The following is a 21,522-nucleotide window of genomic DNA, read 5'->3' as shown; positions in this document are numbered from 1 at the left end:
ACGCGGATTTGGGCGAAGGCCGGTAGTGGTCCACACGTTGTCCAGCGCGTTTAACTAATCAGGATTACTATGAATCAGCGTATTGATCAGGCCGAGGAACGGGTTGTCGTACCCGATAGTCCGGCCCATTCCCGCTCCCCGCGTTGGGTAGGCAAAGCCATCGCCGTGGCGGTCGTTGTGGCCGTGGCCGCTACGGCGTGGCACATGCGCGGCTCGCATTCGGCAGCCGCAGCAGCGCCACCGCCGCCGCCCGTCGCCATCAGCGCGCCGTTGCAGCACGATATCGAAACGCGGCTTGGCTTTCTCGGGCAATTCTCTGCGGTAAATCGCGTTGAGATTCGCGCGCAGGTTGGCGGCACGCTTACGCAGATCAACTTCAAGGACGGCGATATCGTCCACAAGGGCGACCTGCTTTTCGAAGTCGATCCCGAGCCGTACCAGATCAAGCTCAGCGAAGCCAGCGCGCAACTGGAATCCACCAATGCGCGCCTCGCACTGGCCACGCGCGAGTTGGCGCGTGCGCAGGAATTGCAGCGCGCAGAAGCCGGCACGGTCGAAAACGTCGATCAGCGCGTTGCCGAGCAACACGCGGCGCAGGCGGCAGTCGATAACGCGAATGCCCTCGTGCGCGACGCGAAGTTCGATCTGGACCGCTGCGCGATCAAGGCGCCGTTCACTGGCCGCATGGGCACGCACCTCGTTTCGACGGGCAATCTCGTTTCGGGTAGCCGCGCGGGCAGCACCCCCACTACGTTGCTCGCGACCATCGTGTCGCTCGATCCGGTCTATCTCGACTTCGATATGAGCGAGAACGATTACGCGGCATTCCAGCAGTCGCGCCCCCACCCGCAAGGGCCGCTTGCGGACACGGTCAATATCTCGCCAACCGGCGCAACCGGTTTCACGCGCCAGGGCACGCTCAACTTCATCGACAATGCGCTCGACCGGTCGAGCGGCACGATCCATGCGCGCGCAACGATTCCGAACGCCGATCTTTCGCTCACGCCTGGCGGCTTTGCGCGCGTGCGGCTCGCCACATCTGCGCCGCAACCCGCGCTGCTCGTCCCCGATGCGGCCGTGCTTGCCGATCAAACCGATCACATGGTCTTTGTCGTTGGCCCGGACGATGTCGCCACACCGAAAAAGGTTGAGATAGGCGACTTGCGCGGCGGCTTGCGTGTCATTCGTGCGGGTCTCGTGCCGACCGACAAGGTGATTATCGACGGCCTGCCCAAAGTGAGGCCGGGCGCGAAAGTCTCGCCGCATGCGGGCACCATTGAGTTCACGTCGTCGCAAGACGACGGCGGAGCCAAATCATGAAACTGACGCACTTCTTTATTGAGCACCCGCGTTTCGCAGCAGTGCTGAATATCTTTGCCGTTCTGATCGGGCTGGTGACGATGTACTCGTTGCCGGTTGCCCAGTATCCGAATATCGTCCCGACAACCATCCAGATCACCACGTCCTATCCCGGCGCTTCGGCGGACACGATCGCACGCACGGTGGCCACCCCGCTCGAACAGGCCATCAACGGCGTCGAGAATATGGATTACATTTCGAGCCAGTCGACCGGCAACGGCCAGCTCAAGATCACGGTCATCTTCAAGGTGGGCACCGATGCGAACGTGGCGCTGATGCTCACGCGCAATCGTGTTGAAGATACCTTGTCGCGCTTGCCGGAACCCGTGCAATTGCAGGGCGTTCAGGTGAAGAAGACGATCGAGGCGCTGCTGCTGGGCGTACACGTCTATTCTCCGGATGGTTCGCGCAGCCCCGAATACCTGTCCAATTACATGCTCAAGATTCGCGACCAGATCGCGCGATTGCCGGGCGTGTCGGATTTCCAGTTGTTCGGCGAGCGTCAATACGCCATGCGTATCTGGATCGACCCCGATAAAGCCGCCGCCTACAACATCAGCGCCAGCGATGTGCTGAACGCGCTGCGTGCGCAGAATGCCCCGGTTTCAGCCGGTGTGCTCAACCAGCCGCCGATTTCAAGCAATGGCGCTTACCAGATCAACGTCGAAGCGTTAGGCCGCCTGACTACGCCCGAACAGTTCGGCGATGTCGTCGTCAAGTCCGATGCCGACGGCCGCGTCACGCGCGTTCGCGATATCGGTCGCGTGGAACTCGGTTCGGTCGACTACGGCTCGAAAGCCTACGCCGACCGCGCCGCAGCCGCACCGTGGTTCGTGGTCGCCACGCCGGACGCCAACGTGGTGCAGGTGGAAAACGCCGTCTGGAGCAAGATGGCCGAGTTGAAAAAACAGTTCCCGCCGGGCGTCGATTACATGAAGATCTACGACCCGACCACATTTGTCGGCCAGTCGATCGAGGAAGTGATCAAGACGATTGTCATTGCGATTCTGCTGGTGGTGGGCGTGGTGTATCTGTTCCTGCAGAACTGGCGCGCCACGATTATTCCGGTGGTAGCCATTCCGGTTTCGTTGCTGGGCACTTTCACGATCCTCTCGCTCTTTGGCGCGTCGATCAATAATCTCTCGCTGTTTGGCATCGTGCTCGCGGTGGGTATCGTGGTGGACGATGCGATCGTCGTGGTGGAAAACGTCGAGCGGAATATGGCGCTGGGCATGACGCCGCGCGAAGCCGCGCATCAAACCATGAACGAGGTTTCCACCGCACTCATTGCGATTGCACTCACGCTATGCGCAGTGTTCGGTCCGGCTGCGTTGATGTCCGGCATTTCGGGCCTGTTTTTCAAGCAGTTTGCGATCACCATCGCGGCTTCCACGGTCATTTCGTGCTTCGTCTCGCTCACGCTGAGCCCGGCGCTGTGCGCAGTGCTGCTCAAGCCGCACAACATGGAACGCGCGCACGAGCCCGCAACGACCACGCTCGGCCGCATGCATCACGCAGTGTTCGGCCGCTTCAATACATCGTTCGAATGGCTCTCCGGTCGCTACGGCAAACTCACAGGACGCTTCGTTCGCGCCACGACGGTCATGCTTATCGTCTATGCCGGCCTGATCGCGGCAACCGGCATCCAGATGGCCAGAATGCCAACGGGTTTTATCCCCGAACAGGACATTGGTTATCAGGCCATTATCGTGCTGCTGCCGCCGGGTTCCAGCCTCGAACGCACGGACAAGGTGGTGCGCGAAGTGAACGATATCGCGCTGAAAACCAAGGGCATCGATCACACCTCGCCGGTGACGGGCTTCGATGTGACGACCGGCACGATTGCGCCGAATGTCGGCACGATCTTTACCGGCCTGCCTTCGCTGTATGGCGAGCACGTCCCGGGCGTCAATGCCGCAACGATGCTGGTGACGTTGCGTCAACGCCTGGCAGGTGTGAAGGACGCGGTGGTGATCGTGGTGAATCCGCCGCCGGTTCAAGGGTTGGGCGCAGCGGGCGGCTTCAAGATGATGCTGGAGGATCGCGGCGGAGTCGGTCCGCAGGCGCTCGCGCAGGCGGCCAATGCATTGGTTGGCGCGGCGAACAAGGACAAGGCCTTCGGTGGTGTGTTCACGCTCTATAACGCGGGCGCACCGTCTGTCTATGCGGATGTCGATCGACTGAAGGCCGAAAAGGTCGGACTCACGCCAACCGACGTCTTCTCGACGATGGAGCTTTATCTCGGCTCGCAATATGTCAACGACTTCAATTATCTGGGCCGCACCTATCAGGTTCGTGTGCAGGGCGACGAAGCATTCCGCAGGACTCCGGAAGATCTTGGAAGACTGAAGGTGCGTAATGCGTCGGGCGAAATGGTGCCGATTGGTACGGTGGCGACCTTCAAGGACAACACCACGCCCTATCGTGTGCCGCGCTACAACCTGTATCCGGCTGCGGAAATCATGGGCGCGGCCGCACCCGGGGTTTCGTCGGGCGACGCAATGAAGCGCATGGAGCAACTCGCAAACCAGGTTCTGCCAAATGGTGTCTCGTTCGAATGGACCGACCTCGCTCATCAGCAGGAAGAACAGAAAATGTCGCCGCTGGTGATCTTCGCGGCATCGGCACTGTTCGTGTTCCTCGTGCTCGCGGCCCAGTACGAAAGCTGGAAAACGCCGCTGGCCATCGTGCTGATCGTGCCGATGTGCCTGCTTGCTGCAGCGGTTGGGCTGAATATGCGCGGCATGCCTATCGACATCCTGGCGCAGATCGGCTTCGTGGTGCTGGTGGGATTGGCGGCGAAGAACGCGATTCTGATCGTGGAGTTCGCCAAACAAAGACAGGACGAAGACGGCGTCGGCGCGGAAGATGCGGCCACGCATGCTGCCCACGTGCGTTTGCGTCCGATTCTGATGACCTCGCTGGCGTTTATCGCCGGGGTCGCGCCGTTGGCGATTGCAAGCGGTGCGGGCTCGGAAATGCGTCAGTCGCTGGGCACCACGGTTTTCTTCGGCATGCTCGGCGTCACGATCTTCGGCCTTGCGTTCACACCCGCGTTCTATGCGTTTGTGCGCAAGCTCGGTATCAGGAATGCGCGTGCATTGCCGCGCAAACTCAGCAGTGGAGCAGCCAAATGAGTCACTTCCTCGCTAGAACCTCGAAGGCGATAATCGGCAGTCTGATCGTAAGCGCGGGCCTCGTGGGCTGCGCGGTGGGCCCGAACTACGTGGCGCCCCAGACCGACATGGTGCCGTTTCATAACACCGAGGCGGTCGCCAACCGGCAGACCACGCTGCCCGCGCCGAGGCTCGACAAGTGGTGGACCGGATTCAACGATCCGATGCTGGAAAAAGTCGTCCAGCGCGCGCTCGATCAGAATCTCGATCTGCAGGCGGCTATCGCACGGGTGAGCCAGGCACGCGCGGCGGCCCAGGCCGCAGGCGCGCAGTTGCTGCCGACCGTCGATGCCGGTGGTTCGGCCACGGCAGAGCACCAGAGCACAACGAGCCCGCTCGGCACGCTCGCCAGCGCGTTCCCCAATTACAGCCGCGACCAGAAACAGTATGTGGTGGGCGCGACCGCAAGCTGGGAAATCGATCTCGCAGGCGGCCTGCGGCGTGCCCACGCCGCCGCCCGCGACGAGGAACAGGCAGCGCAAGCCGCACAACTCGGCACCCGCATCACGGTGGCTGCCGATGCCGCCGACGCTTATCTGCAGGTGCGCGGCCTCCAGGCGCAAGTGGCCGTCACGCAGGATCAGATCGATACGGATGCGCATCTGCTCAATCTCGTGCAGGCGCGCAAGCAGGCGGGCGCGGCCGACGAGCGCGAGGTCGCTCAGGCCGAAGCGTTGCTGCGTCAGGCGCGCGCGAGTCTGCCCGCTCTGCGTATCGCACTCGAGGCGCAATTGAACCGCCTCGATGTGCTGATGGGCGCGCAGCCTGGCACCTATGCGGCGGAGCTCAATACGAACGCCGCCATCATTCCTGAAGTGCCTGCCATCGGCACCGGCGATCAACCGGTCGATGTGCTGCGGCGGCGCCCGGATATCATCGCGGCCGAACGGCATCTGGCGGCCACCAACGAAAGCATTGGCGTTGCCATCGCCGATTACTATCCGAAGATTTCTCTTTCGGGCGCATTGGGTTTCGACAGCATTTCGACCAATCATCTGTTCAGCGCCAGGTCCTTCGAGCCGATCGGCACGGGCGCGTTGCAGTGGCGGCTGTTCGATTTCGGCAAGGTGGACGCCGAAGTCAAACAGGCGCGCGGCGCTAATGCCGAAGCGCTGGCGCAGTACAAGGAGGCCGCGCTCAAGGCAACCGAAGATGTCGAAAATGCCTTGATGGCGCTGTCGCAGTCGGAAATTCGCGCTCAGGAAATCGAGCAGGAAGTGACGGCGCTCACCAGGGCGCGCGATCTTTCGGAGAAGGCTTATCGCGCCGGTTCGATCACGCTGACCGACGTGCTCGATGCAGACCGGCAATTATTGCTCGCGCGCGATGACCTCGATGCAACCAAAGCCGATGCCGCGCGCGCAGCAGTGAGAACGTTCCGCTCGCTCGGCGGCGGATGGGATGCGCCGCAACCGGTCACGCAACCTGTCACACAGCAGGCCGCGCAGAAAGCCGTGGCGAAAGGCTGATGACGTGCCTGTTCTGAAGGCTCGCGCCTTCGGAACAGGGCAAATGGACTCAACTCAAGTGAAGCGCTGGCTCCGAATGGCCGGCGGCAGCGGATGACGCGATGTCGAGAACGACGGTTCCATCGGTGTATTTGGACTACTACCTATTTTTGTCCATGCGCGCATTTGTTCGATGGGATTCGCGCTTTCCACCACATCGTATCCCGCACTGGTAAGCCGATATTCAGCGGCTGTCGTGCATTCGGTCACGAGGCCCATATCTTTGAGTAGTGCTAGATGCAACCTGATTTCCGGCCAGCTATGATTTCCCTGCTTGCCCACTCCGGTTTCAATGTCCTTGCAGCACTGCGTTGGCTTTTCGTCGTCCTGCATGAATGACAGTATTGCGCTCAAAAGCTCGGCGTTCCTGCGCATGGTTGACCTCCATAAGTGGCCTGCCTGAGTTTCACAATACACCGCCAGCGCAGAAGATGCACACGATCGAAGAGGAATGACGTCGCCACCAGGGAAAGCACTAGATTATGAACATACTCCGTAATTTTTAGGGCGAAAGAGCGTCTGTGAATGTAGAAGCTCCCCATTTTATGGGGAGCAGTTATCCGATTTCGACAGTAGCTCAAAGCGGCGTCTTTTCTTATAGTTGCTTGAAGAAACTTAGTGACCGTCGCAGGTTTCCCGACGGTTATTTTCCCGACAGATCATTGAAATCAGGAAGGCATCATGTCTATTGCAGACCAATTCCGCCAGCTTCACGATAACTCGACGCCGCTTCGGTTACCCAACGTCTGGGACGCGGGAAGCGCACGTCTTGCCGAAGCGCAAGGCGCACACGCGATCGCCACCACCAGCGCGGGCTTTGCGTGGGCATTGGGGTATCAGGACGGCCGCGTTTTACCGTTCGACGAAGTCGTTGCCAGCGTGCGGCGCATCGTTCGCGTATTGAATGTGCCTTTGTCCGTCGACATCGAGAATGGCTATTCCGACGATCCGCAAACCGTGGCGCATCACGTCATGCAATTGGTCGAGCTGGGCATTGCGGGCATCAATATCGAGGACGGTCGCGACGCGCCTTCGCTGCTGGCCGAAAAGATCCGCGCTATTTGGGAAGCCGTTTCGAAAGCGGGCGCCGATCTATTTATCAATGCGCGTAGCGACGTGTTTCTCGCCAACCTCGTCGACAAGCCAAGACAAGCGCACGAGGCAATCGCGCGCGGCGATCTCTACGCGGCTGCAGGTGCCGATGGCCTGTTCCTCCCCGCGCTCGCCAAGCCCGCCGATATCGCTGCAATCGTCAGCGCGATTACCGTGCCGCTGAACCTGATGGCCGTGCCTGGCCTTCCCGATGCCGCGACGCTCGGACAACTCGGGGTTCGCAGGCTGAGCGCCGGTGGTGCGATTTCGCAGATCGTCCTGCAAACGGCGAAGACATGGATGCAGGACTTTCTACAGGACGGCCGTTCGGATGGACTCTATGACAAGGCCTTGCCGTATGCTGAGATTCAAGCCCTGTTCGCCGGGCTCGCCACGCAGTCAGATTGAATCGCGCATAACAACGCTTTCAAAGGAAAACGGATCATGCTCCAACTTCGCCCCGGATGCGAATGCTGCAATAAAGACCTGCCGCCCGATTCGACGGATGCGCGCATCTGCTCGTTCGAATGCACGTTTTGCAGCGATTGCACCGATCAGGTCCTGAACGGCATCTGCCCGAATTGTGGCGGAGAACTGGTGACGCGACCGCGCAGGCCAGCGGATAAGCTCGTAAAGTTTCCGGCCTCGACCGAACGTGTTTTCAACGAGAACTGCAGCGCTAAGGGTAGCGAAGGCAACGTGGACTGAACACGCTGCCTGAACATCATTGCAGCTTGGGCCTGGCGCTTCGCCCCGCGCCACTGGCAACAAGCGTCATCGATGAAAGCACGACCAGCACAAGGCCATAGGCATCGGTGGTTGCACGCAAGCCAATCACATGCGCCAGCGTCCCTGCGAGAATCGCAGGAATGCTGAATGCCAGGTAGCTCAGGATATAGAACGCGGCCATTAGCCCGGCGCGTTCGTGTGACTCCGCAAGCGGCATGACCGAACGCAATGCCCCTTGAAATGCAGCGCCAAAACCCGTTCCGGCGATGGCCGTGCCCGTAAAAAAGACGCCTGCACTTTGAGCGTGGACGCCCGCCAGCGTGATGAGCAATCCCACCACCAGCGCCGAGGCACCGAATCGCAACACGTACACGGTAGCGAGTTTGCGCAGCGCCAGGATGGCGGCAAATCCGCCCATGGTCAACGCAAATACGACCCAGCCACCTATCGTTGCATCTGCTATACCGATCACCGCGCGGGCCAACGTCGGCCCCAGCGACAGATAAAAGCCGCCTAAAGCCCATACGGCGATATCGACAGGCGCGACGCGCAACATGGCGCCACGGGCGGCGCGCGGAATGTTCACGCGGGGAATCAGCGCTGCAATGGCGCCCGGCACGCGGCTTACCGTTTCGGGCAGAGCAATGGCGAATGCGGCCTCGATAAAAAGCATCGCAGTCAGCGCGATAAAGATCGACTGCATGGGCCACGGTGCATACGCGACCAGCATGCTCGCACCCAATGCACCCGCGCCCATGCCGCCAAGCGAAGCGAGTGCATTCACCAGGGGCCCGAGCGTGCGGCTTTCATCGAGAATGGCCGCGCCCAATGCACTGGTTGCCGCGCCGGTTGCGAAGCCCTGCACGACGCGCGCCGCAATCAGCATGGAGGCGTTGTGCGATTCGACGAACACCAGCATCGCAACGATCTCCAGCAGGATGCTGCCCACAATCACGGGCCGTCTTCCGATGTGATCCGACAACGAACCGGTCGTCAGCAATGCGACCAGCAGGCTGAATGCGTAGCTGGCAAAGACCAGCGTGAGCATGGCCGGCGAGAAGCCAAACGCATCCTGATAGAGCCGATAAAGCGGCGTAGGCGCGCTGGACGCACCGAAGAATGTCGCGACGGTGAGCGCGTAAATCGACAGTGCGCGCCATTTGCGCGAGGCGCTGGGCATCGCGAGGGTCGTTATCTGTTCTGCTGACATGGGTCTCTCCGGCTGTTAACGCAACAAAATTGCTTTAGCGAATTCTGGCCCAAGCCGATCCTTAATGCAACTTTTTAGCGTTAGTGGCATACTGCCGGACGATCGGCGCATGTCGCGCCGGCGATCGCGGCAACAGGCAGAGAACAGGCAGGAGTCAAAGCAATGGTGGTACGTGAAGGCTTGCGGCCCGGCGGGCGCAGCGCACGAGTGCAGGAATCCGTGCATAACGCGGTGAAGACGCTCCTGACGGAGCTATCGCGCGACGAGATCACGGTCGCGATGATCGCCCAGCGCGCCGACGTCACGCCATCGACGATCTATCGACGCTGGGGCGATCTGCAATCGCTGCTTGCCGATGTCGCCGTCGAACGCTTTTACCCCGATAGCGTGCCGGCCGACACAGGCTCGCTCAGAAGCGACCTGGAATCATGGGCGCAGACGTATCAGGAAGAGATGACTTCGTCGCCGGGCCGGGCAATGATCCGCGACGTGCTCGCCGCCATGGAGACCGACGGCAGCGGACCAGCATGCCAATGCGCAGATATCGTGCGGGCGCAGGTACAGGTGATATTCGATCGCGCGCTGGCCCGCGGCGAGCCCATTCCGGCGATGCATGACGTGCTCGATCAAGTCATTGCGCCCGTCATGTACCGGATGCTGTTCGACAATCTGCCGCTCGATCCCGGCTTCGCGCGCCACTGCGCCAGCGCGTTACTCGATGCGTTCGTGCCTGGCCGTAATCGCCGAAAAAGCCGTGCCCAGAAGGCCTGAGCAAAAGCCAATGCGCTGAATTGCCCACTTTTCCAGGCAGCGTAATCGCGCGCCTTGACGGGACGATGGCCCCTACGGGGCACAGCCATGTGGATTATCATGGCTATCCTCAGCGATCATTGTCCAGGAGTGAAACATGGGATCTTCCCAAGCAGAAAAAGCGGAATCGCATCAGCGTATTGTCGATGTTGCAGCACGCCGCTTTCGCGAACTCGGTCTGGAAGGCATCAGCGTCGCCGACATCATGAAGGAAGCCGGCATGACCGTCGGCGGCTTTTACAAGCACTTTGCCTCGCGCGACGACCTGGTGGTCGAGGCGATCGCGGCCGCTTGCGAGGAAATGGAAGCGTCGGTCCTGACCGCGCAACCCACGTTGAAGAAGAGCATCCAGACGTATCTCTCGGAAGAGCATCGCGATAACGTCAGCGGCGGCTGCCCAATATCGGCGCTGGTCAACGACGCCGCGCGCAGCACGGATGGCGCGCGCGAGGTCTACACCGAACGTCTGGAAGGCAGCCTCGCGCTGCTCGAAAGCCAGATGCCTGAAGGCACCGAAGGCAATCTGCGCGCGAAGGCCATGCTGATTTACAGCGCCTATGTGGGTGCGCTCGGCCTCTCGCGCGCGGTCTCCGATCCCAAGCTTTCGCGCCAGATTCTGAATTCCGTTTCGGCTGAGTTGATCTCCCTCTTTCCCGCCAGGAAGTCTTGAGATTCCGGCGCCCGGTCGACGGTGCATCGGGATGCATTCCAGGCGAGTCGCACGGACAGCCGATCAACCCGCGCCAGGCTTGGCGGCTTTGCTACGCGCAAGCAACTGCCGAATGCGCAGAAGGTGCAGGTCGCCCACGGAAGTGTGCGTGGACTCGCCTTCGATTGCGCGGCGCTGGACGGGCGGCCACGCGCCCAGATACCGGCACAGCGCAGAAACAAACGGCCGACGCCCGCCCTCGGACAAACGCTGCATAGCCGCCCGCACGCGCTCCGCGCCTACGTTCGCCATCAGCCAGTCCAGATTCTCGCGATCCTCGGCATTCACAATGCGGATAAGCGATTCCATGTGACCTCCATACTGGATGCATGCACATACTGTTAATTTATACAGTATTTTGCGCATTCGCAAGCATGGTGTCGCTGGCAATCGATAGTGGGCGGCCCCTGCGCCCTGGCTAGCCTTCCTGCACGATATCGGCGATCTGGTACACCCGCGCGTTCAGCACCGGAAGCTGCGGCGGCTCCTGCGCGATGCCCCAGGCGCTCAGCAAGCCCTCGAAGCACGGCGCTGCAATGCCCGCGCGCGGCTCCGGCAACGCCGCGCCGGTCGATCGATAGCGAGCCAGACCGCGCGCGCCGGCCGTCACCCGAACGGCCGCACCGTGGCGGATGGCATAGCGAATCACGTCCGAAGCCTCGCGCGAATTCATCAACCCCGACGCGACGATTTCACTGACCGACGCGCTTTCGCGTTGCGCCAGCCAGCCCAGCAATGTGAGCGCACTTGCGTGGACTTTCATGCCTGACCTCTCCCCTGCGGCCTGATTTTGCTTATTTGATTGTTCTGTCCATGGCGAAGGTTTGAGGCGCGCGATATCCGCCTTTGGGCCTTCGTGTCGTCGTTGCGTTGCTGTTATGTCGCCAGTGTGGCTCGACAAATCAGTTATCGGTCTGGCTCAGCGGGAGCTTTAATCGGCTCTTGGGATGGCCGTTCGGCGCGAGTCCATTTTTGGCCGCTTAATGTCTACCAGGCATTTGAAAAGCCGCTTAATCGACAAAGGGACTTCCATGACCGTGATCGCGCAGGTTTCCGATATCCACGTCCGCCCGCGCGGGCGGCTGTATCAGGATTGCGTCGACTCGAATGCGATGTTCGCGGAGGCCATCGAAACGCTCAATCGCCTGGACCCTGCGCCACAACTCGTGCTGATCACCGGCGACCTGACCGACGAGGGCGAGCCCGAGGAATATGCCATGCTGCGCAAACTGCTCGCGCCGCTGAAGCATCCCTATGCGGTCATGCCGGGCAATCATGACGATCGTGCACACCTACGGAGTGCGTTTGGCGACCAGCCCTTGCTGCCGCGAGAAGGCGAGCTGAACTTCGGTATCGATGTCGATCAGGTGCGAGTCTTGGCGCTGGATACGACGGTTCCAGGATTTCACCACGGCGAACTCTCCGAGGCCACGCTGCTCTGGCTGGAGCGTGAGCTTGTGGCCTGCACAGGGAGACCGGCGATCATCGCCATGCATCACCCTCCGTTCACGACCGGGATACCCTATCTCGATCTCTACGGCCTGCGGCAGCCCGAAGCGTTAAGCGCTCTTCTCGCGAAACACGCTCACGTCGACAGGATCATCGCCGGACACGTGCACCGGTCGATGCATACGCGCCTTGGAGCGGTTCCCGTCGTGACCTGTCCCAGCACCACGACGCAGATCGCGCTGCGCCTTCACGCGGGCGCAGAGGCCGCTTCATGGATGGAACCACCGGCCTTCATGCTTCATCACTGGAGCGATGCGGGGAATAACACGGTATCGCATCTGTGCTACATCGGCCAGTTCGAAGGACCATTGCCGTTCGCCTGAGCGTCGTTTGCGGCGACAATCCGCTTTCGTCGATGGACCCATCGACGTTCACTTTCACGCTCAGAAACCGGTCGCAGCCGATGGCGTAACAAGGGTGAATGCGCATGGTCTGCAGACATCGCTGCGGGAACTAATAGGTCAATCCCTATGGTTCAATCGCCGAAATGCGCTTGAGGTGAACGTCTATGGTTTTCAGATGTTTACGTTTTCTCTGCCAGCGACGGGCAGTTTACGTGTTTTCAGTTAACACGTTTACACCCTTTAATAGTTTACGCATCCAGATCCCTTACCTGGCTTGGCTTTCAGAGGGAAAAGGTCAACGCGGATGGTTCGTTGGGTGCAAGCGCATGGTTCTATAGGTTAACGAACATGGTTTCCATGGCGAATGACTATGGTTCGATACGTCAACGCACATGGGTCAAAGGCCAACAGCTATGGTTCGCGGGGCTTTGCGGGCCTGCAAAACGGTCTGTTTCGCGTGCCCGATCGACCCCGTTCGGCCCCAATCTTCGCGCTATGGGTGCAAATCTATGGTTCTCCGCTCTCGGGCAAAAATCCAGGGTGTTACCTTCAATAACGCCGCCATGTTATTGATTTTTATTGACTAATTTCTAACACCTCGCTACCCGTAGGGCGGCATACGAAGGGTCAAAGGATAACGGCCATGGTTCTTGAGGTGAAAGGCTATGGTTCGTTTGCCCGGCTTTTCGCATGATTGGTCAACGGCTATGGTTCCCGGACACCTGTTTCTGCCGATAGAGCATGCAAATCGGCCTCAGGTGAACGCCTATGGTTCTGGTGACAGCCAGATCCGCGATTTTCAGGCACGGGGAACTCACTTAGGGTGAATGCCTATGGTTCAGAATCGCTATAGGAGTGAGCACTTGCTAACTCATAAATCCTTGTTTTATCGATGTTTTATCGAAAGACGCACCATAAAAAGCTTCAGGTGAACGCGTATGGTTCACTCAGAACGGCACTTCGCGGGGTAATTTCCGCAGGGTTGAAGGTGAACGCGGTACAGTGTATTGTTACCCCGAATTGCCCTTCCGACCTGAAGCTACTGTGCCGAAGAAGAACGAGACAAAAACCGACCCGACTCAGATCGCCCTCTTCCAGATCCCCGAGTTACCGGAGCCTTTCCGGAAGGCTGTACCCGCTGTACACATCGCGCCCCAGGCGGGACCGATTTCGTTGCAGCAGGCGAAGATGTTCAACGCCCTGATCAAGAACGCGATCGAACAGAACAAGGAAGGTGAACGCGTATGGTTCGAATACACGGTCGGCGATCTGATTTCCGACGTCGGCCTGAACACGAAGAACCGTGACTACGTGAAGGCGACGATCAACTCGCTGGTCGGCTTCGTCGTCAACTGGGATCACCTGTCGGGCAAGCCGGAATGGAACGCCAGCGGTCTGGTGGCCGGCGCGAAGTTGTCCGGGTCCATCCTCAAATACCAGTTTTCCGAGAACATCCGCGAGATCCTGATGAATCCGCGGATCTACGCGAGCATCGATATGCGTATCGCTCGCGAGTTCAAGCGCGGCCATTCGCTGACCTTGTGGGAAAACGTCGTCCGGTATGAAGGCGTGGGCCGTACGCCGCGTCTGAGCGTCGATACCTTGCGCGACCTGCTGTTAGGCATGGACTGGAAGCGCGGTTCCTACGCGCAGTACAAGACGTTCAAGAGCCGCGTGCTGTTGCCGGCGCTCGAAGAGATCAACCGCATTGCCGATCACGAGGTCGAACTGCAGGAGTTCAAGGTGGGCCGCACCATCGCTGAAGTCCAGTTCACGATCAGCGGCAAGGTGAAGCCGGAGCTGTTGCAGGAAGACGATCTCGATTTGCTCGGCGCGATCACGAAGCTGGATATTCCGCTGACCGAGGCGCGCAAGCTGCTTGCCGAGCACGGCGCGGAAGCCATTCAGAAGGCCCTGAACTACACGGAGCAACGCCTGAGCAAGAAGAACGCTCAGCCCGTGGAGAACGTCGGCGCGTACTTCCGCAAGGCGTTGCTGGGCGGATGGCAGATCGAGGAGCCCAAAGGCAGCGCGTCGCGCAAGGTCGTCGCCACGGAATCGCGCCAGGAGCAGGCCGAAGACCAGTTGCTCGCGAAACTGCAGGCGTTCCGGGCTGGCGAAGCGAAGGGCTATTTCAATGAACTCGATGCGGATGAGCAGACCGCCTATGTCTCGCGCTACAACGAGCAACAGCCCGCGACGCCGTTGAAGCTGTTGGCTGGCAAGAAGCCGAAGAAGGCCGCGGAGGCGGCGTTCTTCAACTGGCTCGCCGAGCAGGTCTGGGGCAAGCCGACGGACCGCGATCTCCTGAACTTCCTGCTGACGAACGCCGCGACCGGCGCGAAGTAAGCGGAGCGGCAGGCAGACGGCGCGCAAGGCGTCGTTTGCTGCCGGTTCGTATTGCAAACTTGCCAGGCTGCCGTTTTCGCCTGTTACCCGACCGCCCGATGTGTCGCCAGCAAGAGTTGCGGGCTGGTCGCGGCAATCTGCCGACGCAAGGTCAACGCTCGGCCCTCGCTGCATCCCAGCAGCCGCACAATCTCCGAAATCGAGTTGGTCGCAGCGCCGGATTCGAGCGCGTCGCGCAGCACCCTTTCCTCTTCCTCGTCGCTGCGCATGAGCGTGCTGTTGCTCATTGCCGATGACGCAGTCTCTGCGTGCGGGATGCGGGTTTGAGCCGCATTATTCATTGGCTCGGAATCGTTCGCTGCCGGCTGGGACATGGTGTAGATCATCGCCAGCGGCTTCGGTGCGGGACTGTCTGCTGCGAGGTGAAACGCCTCTTTCGCCGGTTCGCGTTGTTCCGCCGGGGCCTGCTCCTGCCTGGGCCGCGACAAGGCGACGTACCAGGAAAAGCACGCGATGCTTTCGAGAAGCCAGCCGAAGAAGATCGCCATGGCGAGGTCGATCGTCGTCGCCGGCACGCCCAGCCAGAGCGACAACTTCGTCGATACAGGGTCGCCGCGTTGTGAATCCTGACGCGCAATCGCGTGGGCACGCTCGGCGGCCGTGCGGTCGTTGTCTCGCTCGACGCGCCGCGCCTGATCCAGTTGCCCCTTGATCGAATCGAGCTGACTGCGCAGCGTTCGGCGTCGCACGTCCAGCGCGCGGCAATCGTCATGGCACTTCGCCAGCGTCGACTGGTTCAGCGCCCCTTCGACGCGCGCCTGCTGACGCAACAGCGCCGAGATCGCCTCGCTCGTGGTCAGGTCCGCGGGCGCAGCGCCTGGCACCGCCACTTGCCCCGCACGGACGTCGCCGGCATGCTGCTGTGCCGCCAGGAAGAACGTGCCGTGCGTGTAGCCCGTCGACACCATGGCTGCGGCCCACAATCCGTACGCGACGATGCGGATTCCGTGGCGCGCACCGTGCGTCATGGCCGGGATCAAATGAGCGCCGAGCAGCAGCGACAGGCCAACGGTCACCCAGATCAGCTGTTCGGCCTCGGTGCCGCCGCGCTCGCGGCCGGCCATCCACGTGATGGCGATGGATGCGCTGGTCGCGACGGCGGCGAGACCCAGCGCGAGCCGCCGCGTGCCCGATGAAATGCCGGGGGGGACCGTCATTGCGCGTCCGGCTCGTCGCTGCCCGGCTTCGACGTGACGAATCGCTGCAGCGCCTGCTGGATGGCTTCCTGCAACCGGTCGCGAACGTCGATCGGCAGCCCGGAAACGCGCAGATCCAGACGATCTTCGCCGTAAGTCTTGAGGCTACCGACGCTCTCGCCGCTCGGCAGACGGAAATCCACGCGGCGATTGAAGACCGGGCGCGAATTGGCCTTGCCGCCCGCCGACGCGGCCTTGAGACCGGCGATCGCCGCCTGCACGCGCTTGATGGCGTAGTCGCCATTGGCGATGTGCTCGATCAGCTTGGCGGTGGCGGCTTCGTCGTGACCGCTGACGGCCCAGTAGCGGCCCACCTCATAGGCCTTGCGCAGGCCCATCTCTTCAGCCGGGATCGCGACCATGAGTTCGAGCAGATCTTCGGGAAGATCGGCGAGCGACAGCGTCTTGGAAATCTGCCCTTCCGCGATCCCCAGCACTTCCCCTAGCTCGCGCGCACTTTTGAACGTGCCATCGGCCAGCATGCCTTTCCACTTGACGGCGTCGTCGAACGGCGTCTGATCCTGCTTCGTGACGTTGAGGTCGTACGACAACTTGTAGCTTTGTACGCCGAGCGGCACGTCGACCACCAGTGCGATCACGTGCGGGCTTTTCAGCGCCTCCAGCGCACGCCAGCGGCGACCGCCATCGGTGACAAAGTAGTAGCCGGGATTGTCGTAGTCGGGAGTGACGTGAATCGGCTGCTGTTGCTTATGTTCCGCAATGTTTGCGATTAATTCCTGAAGTTGTGTGGAAAGATAGAAGTGCCGCGCGTTGTAGCGCGACGACTTGAGTTTTCCAACAGGAATTTCGATGTTCGTGCCTGGACGATAGGCATTCGCTTCGCACCATTGCCGATATTCGCTGCTTGCCGTGCTGAGATCGCCAGTCAGGACCTGAAGCTGCGGTTCGACGGCGGGCGCTGCAACGGGCGCGACGACGGGGGCGATCGAGGCATGAGCCAGAGCGCGTCGCGCGTGGTCGAATTTCGACGGCGTTTCCCGAAGCTGCGACAGACCAGACGTCTGCTCGCTAACAGTCTCGACGGTGCGTTGACGCCCGAAAGCCTGCTTGAGTTTGTTCGAACCCATAACCGTCTCCTTTACGCCGTGAGCCGTTCGACTTCGACTGCGAGCTTGCGCGCTTCATCGGCTGCGGCGCGGTAGCCCACCGATTTGCTGGCAAAAATGGTCTGCCCCAACGCGTAGGCATGGGTATGCAGCTCGCGCCGGGCGATCATGGTCTTGCACAGCGGATAGCCGAGTTCCTTGATCGCGTCCTTCGTGAACTGCAGCTGCAGACGCTTGTTCGAAACCATCGTGAGCAGAAGCGAGAATTTCAGGTCGGGACGTTCGTCCTGCGCGACGCGAATTTCCTTGACGATGCCCTGGGTGGAGTGAAGATCCGCGAGCGACGCCTGCAGCGGAACCAGAACCAGGTCGCTGAGAAGCAGGAGCGCGCTCATGCTGATTTCCAGCGTCGGGCGGCCATCGATGACGATGTAGTCGAAATCGAACTGCCGGCGTTCCAGCTCATCGCTGATATCGATGCCGGGCTGCGCGAGATTGAGGTACGGAACCTCAATAGGATTCGCCTCATCGGCTTGTCCATACCAACCTAGCAGCGTGTTCTGCGGATCATAGTCGACCAGCAGGACGCGTTTGCCGGCGTCATGGAACGCTGCTGCAAGACTCATCGCTGTGGTGGTCTTGCCGCTGCCTCCCTTTTGATTCGTCACCAGGACGATAACGGCCGGGTTGGGATTCTTCTTCGACGCCATAAGCAGCCCCTAAATAGTCAGTAAAAACTTTGCACGTGCACAGTTCGAGAACCAAAAAACTTTGCACGTGCAAAGTTTCAGGACGATTCGATCACGATGCTGCAGATAATTTTCGAATCCTAGCAGAACATTTGGGAATTGCGAATTGATTCGAGGTTTTTCGAGATTATCTGCGGGGGAAACTTTGCACGTGCACAGTTTTTAAGGCGCAGTGCTTTTGTGGCCGTGATCGACTGGGCTGAGCCTGAACTAGTCCGGTTCTCGGTTGCGCCGATTCGACCGACTAGCTGGATAGAGTGGCCTTGACGCGGAAGCGCATCACCATTTGCCGAGCGTCATTTCGGATGCGGAAGCACGAGTGTCTGTCCGTTGCGGCCTGCGTCGGCGGCGCGCTGAATAGAGATGAGCCGTGCTTGGTATCGAGCCGAAGCTGTCTTGATGCTAGCGATAGGAGATTGCGCGACTCCGTACGCGATGTTACTGACGCGGCTGGACGCGGAAGCATCGGCCGGCGAGTCCACCTACCGTCGCTTTGCGCGCGACCCACGCCGATAAAGTTTTCGCCCGTTTGCCTATACGCTTGTCGCGCCGCTAAGTACTTCTTCAACGTGCGACTAGTGCTGGTGTTCCGCTGGCTGAACTTTCCGGCTTGTTGGCACGCGCGACCTTCCGCTGTGCGTGTCAATTCGAGGCGGTTTCAGCGATCACGCATGCGATTGAGGCCGGTTCTGATCGGCGCTCCTGGTTGTTGCCGTTAGACGTGGTCGCGCGGCGATATCCGTCTTGCGTTGATATTCCTTCTCAACAATAGGCCGGCGGGACTTTGGCCGGATGCCACGTCGAAACTTTGCACGTGCACAGTTCGATGCCCGCAAGCTTGCCGTTTCGAGTTTTGGGTCGGGCACGCATGGGGATCATCGGCGCAAGGCTTTTAATCTGCCGGCAACGTGCCTCAGAGCCTATTCAATTGCACCGACGGCTTGGTGTTTGGTCTTTGCGTGTGAGCGGCTTCTACGAGTTTGAGAAGCGCAGCGGCCTAGGCTCTGGCTTCTTCAGGCACAGGAATCAGCGCGCGAAGCCTTGCGTGAGCTTTCATCGGCGAGGATGTACGGGCGCCGTTAGGCGCTATCGGCTGAGTTGACTTCGATCGGGCCTAGCACCGCCGCGGGGGAAACTTTGCACGTGCACAGTTTGATCGATTGGCGTCGCCCTCGTCGGTCCTGAGCGAGATGAAACACTCGGATCTTGGTTGCCGGACAATATCCGTCGCGAGCCCAGTTACCCGTACCAGCGGCGTAGTGTTGTCGAGGACGGAGGAAGATTCTGATCCACGGGAGCGAGCGACAGTTACAGGCGCCATAGGCGGAACGAGTAAGGCTTACGGCCCGCGCTATCTGCATGACCTCTGCCGCGCAAGTCAACGCCTCGCGCAGCGAGCACGATGAAGGCCGCTGGAAAACTTTGCACGTGCAAAGTGTGTGATGCGCTTAGTGGATTGGCGAATACCACAGCGCCCAACCTGCGGAAGGGCCACACTGATAATCCTCTGACCCCGGATCCCTACTCACGCGGGAGTGCGCCCGCGCGCCGTAGAGAATCGACTTTCATCGTCGGTCTGAAGCTGTCGAGCGCGTCCAGATTGAGCGCTGTTGCCTTTGATGCGGAGTGACCGCTGTGCCATACAGAAGCGGTGATTGTCCGATGCCGCTGAGCCAGCTTCTCCACGCCGGAACGCTCTGCGGTCATTCCGTGGCGAGCCTGCCGTCAAAACACTGCCGATCGGTAAAGCCGCAGGGTAGGGCGCCTGCCGCTGACGTGTCTTGAGCCCCTGCATCGAAGCCCCGCACTGGCTCAGAAAACACGACGCAGCATAGATCGCATCCCGATATCAGCGATGCACAATCTCCATCTATGCAACTAACTGCCTAATCACACCTGCACCCACGCTCGCGCCAATCGGCGCCAATACTTTGGCTCATAACACCAGGTTCGACGTTTGCAAGAACTGCCAGCCAAAACAAAGCAAAACAACACAAGCCGAAGCAAACCAAACCGCGTTAGAGCCGCACTATTTAGCAACTACGGACAACTTCGCAGCCGGGTAGGGCCGCGGCGAACACACTGCCGATCCCGGCGCCTCGCACACAAACACGAAGATGGCACAAGCAGCACCTGCTGCATCGACATCCACGCTGTAGTTAGCCCTGAAACCGAGCGCCAACGACCCAACCGTGAAACAACCACTAAAAATAAAATTTCCACATAAGCCACTGTTAATAAAGGATATTTTTATAACAACACCAAAGTGTTTCACGTTTCGACCCTAACGATCGCCACAAAATCCACCCAAACCTGCCTAAATTCGAGCCCAAATCATACGAACGCATGGTTTGTACGATTCATTACGTAAATCGTAGTCTTTGAATTTCTACTGAATATAAGCAACCCAACTCACCTCCAACCCGCACCCACCGTTGCCCCCACCTGGCCCCTCAAAATTTTGACCCCGCTGAGTATCAAGAAAATCGTGATACACGATCTGTGCGCATTTTCTGCCAGGCCGAAAGGCCGCCATTCAAAGCGAAAGCGCGCACGCCGTTTTTCTCATCAATCACGCTTTTTCACGGGATCTACATGCTTATCAAGAACGTAGCAGTTAGCTTGCCCTCGAAGGTCGTCACGAACGAAGAAGTTGTTGAAATGATCCGTTCGCACTCGGTTGGATTCGATGGCGAAATCGATCGCAGTCTCAGGACCATCAAAACACTGCTCGATCGCAGCGGCCTCGTTAGCCGTCGCTGGTGTGAGAGTCACGAGTCGCCTATCGATCATGTTGCAATGGCCATTCGTAAAGCGCTTTCGGAAAGCTATCTGCGCCCCGAACATATCGAGCTTTTTATTTTCGTCGGTATCGGACGCGGTTTTCTGGAGCCTGGCAATAGCCACATGATGGCAAGCGCTCTGGGTTTCACACACGCGGAATGCTTCGATGTCGTGGACGCGTGCATGAGCTGGACACGTGCGATGTCGCTGGTCGATAGCCTGTTTAAATCCGGTCAGTATCGCAATGCGTTGATTGTGAATGCGGAATTCAACATGCTGACCGGCGGGCCGCTTTATCCTTCGAATTTTTCCTTGAAGAATCACGCGCAGATCGAATACACGCTACCATCGTTCACCATCGGCGAGGCGGCCACGGCAACGCTGGTCGTGCCGAAAGACCCGGAGAACTTTGAGTTCGTTTTTCGCGGCAAACCGGCCGCTGCCGATCTCTGCACGATTCCCATCCACGGTTATGAAGGGTATTGCCATCCCACCGAACGGGTTGGCCGCAATGGCGATATGCGCTTCACATCGTATGGTCACGAGCTGCACAAAAACTCGGAAGAAATTACGGAAGTGTTTGGCAAGCTTTCCGTGCCGAAATCCGAAATCGATGTGGTTTTCACGCACGCGTCTTCAAAGGCTGCGTGGCAGGGTTATGGTGTGAAAGCCGGGATCGAGGACAAGATGTATCACATCTACCCGGAGACCGGTAATCTTGTATCCGCATCGATTCCTGCTGCGCTGGCGATGGCGAAAGACAGCGGCAGACTCAAGCGCGGCGACCGGGTCGCGTGCTGGGTTGGCAGTGCTGGCATGTCGTTCAACGTGAGCAGCTTCCGCTTCTGAAGCAGCAAAACAAAAAGAGAGT

General features: G+C 59.8%; 17 protein-coding genes. 10 read left to right on the top strand and 7 right to left on the bottom strand.

Features of this window, described 5'->3' with window-relative positions; all coding sequences use genetic code 11:
* Nucleotides 1-69 precede the first annotated feature (69 nt).
* Genes G3N59_RS08490 through G3N59_RS08480 form a run of 3 tightly spaced genes read left to right on the top strand, consistent with a single transcriptional unit; the run spans nucleotide 70 to nucleotide 6,004 of the window.
* The gene (locus G3N59_RS08490; protein WP_205982111.1) at nucleotides 70-1,320 is read left to right on the top strand and encodes an efflux RND transporter periplasmic adaptor subunit; all 1,251 of its coding nucleotides are present in this window, start codon (nucleotides 70-72) and stop codon (nucleotides 1,318-1,320) included.
* Nucleotides 1,317-4,496 carry a multidrug efflux RND transporter permease subunit gene (locus G3N59_RS08485; protein ID WP_205982110.1) on the top strand — a complete coding sequence of 1,060 codons (3,180 nt, stop codon included), beginning with the start codon at nucleotides 1,317-1,319 and terminating at the stop codon, nucleotides 4,494-4,496. Before G3N59_RS08490 ends, G3N59_RS08485 begins: the two co-directional genes overlap by 4 nt.
* Complete coding sequence (locus tag G3N59_RS08480) at nucleotides 4,493-6,004, top strand: efflux transporter outer membrane subunit (protein WP_205982109.1); 1,512 nt, start codon at nucleotides 4,493-4,495, stop codon at nucleotides 6,002-6,004. The genes G3N59_RS08485 and G3N59_RS08480 overlap by 4 nt, the downstream gene beginning before the upstream one ends.
* A gap of 54 nt (nucleotides 6,005-6,058) precedes the next feature.
* On the opposite strand, the gene G3N59_RS08475 is transcribed toward G3N59_RS08480, so the two are convergent.
* On the bottom strand, nucleotides 6,059-6,418 hold the full coding sequence (locus tag G3N59_RS08475) for a hypothetical protein (protein ID WP_241023272.1): 360 nt from the start codon (nucleotides 6,416-6,418) through the stop codon (nucleotides 6,059-6,061).
* A 306-nt stretch (nucleotides 6,419-6,724) separates the two neighbouring features.
* Here G3N59_RS08475 and G3N59_RS08470 point away from each other — a divergent pair, with 306 nt between their 5' ends.
* Nucleotides 6,725-7,543, top strand: coding sequence for an isocitrate lyase/phosphoenolpyruvate mutase family protein (locus tag G3N59_RS08470; RefSeq protein WP_205982108.1), 819 nt, complete (start codon nucleotides 6,725-6,727; stop codon nucleotides 7,541-7,543).
* 36 nt (nucleotides 7,544-7,579) lie between these two features.
* A complete protein-coding gene (locus tag G3N59_RS08465; protein WP_205982107.1) occupies nucleotides 7,580-7,843 on the top strand; it encodes a DUF1272 domain-containing protein in 264 nt (87 codons plus the stop codon).
* A gap of 16 nt (nucleotides 7,844-7,859) precedes the next feature.
* Here the strand turns inward: G3N59_RS08465 and G3N59_RS08460 are convergent, their stop codons facing one another.
* Nucleotides 7,860-9,074, bottom strand: a complete 1,215-nt coding sequence (locus G3N59_RS08460; protein ID WP_241023271.1) for an MFS transporter — start codon at nucleotides 9,072-9,074, stop codon at nucleotides 7,860-7,862.
* A 162-nt stretch (nucleotides 9,075-9,236) separates the two neighbouring features.
* On the opposite strand from G3N59_RS08460, the gene G3N59_RS08455 reads away from it, so the two are divergent.
* Together G3N59_RS08455 and G3N59_RS08450 are read left to right on the top strand one after the other, a co-directional pair.
* Entirely contained in the window at nucleotides 9,237-9,845 is a 609-nt protein-coding gene (locus tag G3N59_RS08455) for a TetR-like C-terminal domain-containing protein (protein WP_205982106.1), read from the top strand.
* Nucleotides 9,846-9,981: 136 nt separating this feature from the next.
* Nucleotides 9,982-10,554, top strand: coding sequence for a TetR/AcrR family transcriptional regulator (locus tag G3N59_RS08450; protein ID WP_205982105.1), 573 nt, complete (start codon nucleotides 9,982-9,984; stop codon nucleotides 10,552-10,554).
* 63 nt (nucleotides 10,555-10,617) lie between these two features.
* Here G3N59_RS08450 and G3N59_RS08445 read toward each other — a convergent pair whose 3' ends face one another.
* Together G3N59_RS08445 and G3N59_RS08440 are read right to left on the bottom strand one after the other, a co-directional pair.
* A complete protein-coding gene (locus G3N59_RS08445; protein WP_205982104.1) occupies nucleotides 10,618-10,902 on the bottom strand; it encodes a hypothetical protein in 285 nt (94 codons plus the stop codon).
* Between the two features lie 109 nt (nucleotides 10,903-11,011).
* Entirely contained in the window at nucleotides 11,012-11,356 is a 345-nt protein-coding gene (locus tag G3N59_RS08440) for a hypothetical protein (RefSeq protein ID WP_205982103.1), read from the bottom strand.
* A gap of 268 nt (nucleotides 11,357-11,624) precedes the next feature.
* Here G3N59_RS08440 and G3N59_RS08435 point away from each other — a divergent pair, with 268 nt between their 5' ends.
* The gene (locus G3N59_RS08435) at nucleotides 11,625-12,425 is read left to right on the top strand and encodes a phosphodiesterase (protein WP_205982102.1); all 801 of its coding nucleotides are present in this window, start codon (nucleotides 11,625-11,627) and stop codon (nucleotides 12,423-12,425) included.
* 1,065 nt (nucleotides 12,426-13,490) lie between these two features.
* Complete coding sequence (locus tag G3N59_RS08430; RefSeq protein WP_205982101.1) at nucleotides 13,491-14,795, top strand: replication initiation protein; 1,305 nt, start codon at nucleotides 13,491-13,493, stop codon at nucleotides 14,793-14,795.
* A gap of 83 nt (nucleotides 14,796-14,878) precedes the next feature.
* On the opposite strand, the gene G3N59_RS08425 is transcribed toward G3N59_RS08430, so the two are convergent.
* From G3N59_RS08425 to G3N59_RS08415, 3 genes are read right to left on the bottom strand one after another with little or no spacing between them, the layout of a single operon-like run.
* Complete coding sequence (locus G3N59_RS08425) at nucleotides 14,879-16,012, bottom strand: hypothetical protein (RefSeq protein WP_205982100.1); 1,134 nt, start codon at nucleotides 16,010-16,012, stop codon at nucleotides 14,879-14,881.
* Nucleotides 16,009-17,139, bottom strand: a complete 1,131-nt coding sequence (locus tag G3N59_RS08420; RefSeq protein ID WP_205982099.1) for a ParB/RepB/Spo0J family partition protein — start codon at nucleotides 17,137-17,139, stop codon at nucleotides 16,009-16,011. Before G3N59_RS08420 ends, G3N59_RS08425 begins: the two co-directional genes overlap by 4 nt.
* Before the next feature lie 11 nt (nucleotides 17,140-17,150).
* Nucleotides 17,151-17,828 carry a ParA family protein gene (locus G3N59_RS08415; RefSeq protein WP_205982098.1) on the bottom strand — a complete coding sequence of 226 codons (678 nt, stop codon included), beginning with the start codon at nucleotides 17,826-17,828 and terminating at the stop codon, nucleotides 17,151-17,153.
* A gap of 2,634 nt (nucleotides 17,829-20,462) precedes the next feature.
* Here G3N59_RS08415 and G3N59_RS08410 point away from each other — a divergent pair.
* Nucleotides 20,463-21,500, top strand: a complete 1,038-nt coding sequence (locus tag G3N59_RS08410; RefSeq protein WP_205982097.1) for a 3-oxoacyl-[acyl-carrier-protein] synthase III C-terminal domain-containing protein — start codon at nucleotides 20,463-20,465, stop codon at nucleotides 21,498-21,500.
* Nucleotides 21,501-21,522 lie beyond the last annotated feature (22 nt).

The sequence above is a fragment of the Paraburkholderia sp. Ac-20340 genome, from assembly GCF_017104965.1.
Lineage (GTDB): Bacteria > Pseudomonadota > Gammaproteobacteria > Burkholderiales > Burkholderiaceae > Paraburkholderia.
Note: the sequence above shows the minus strand (reverse complement) of the source record. Positions and strands in the feature narration are given on the sequence as shown.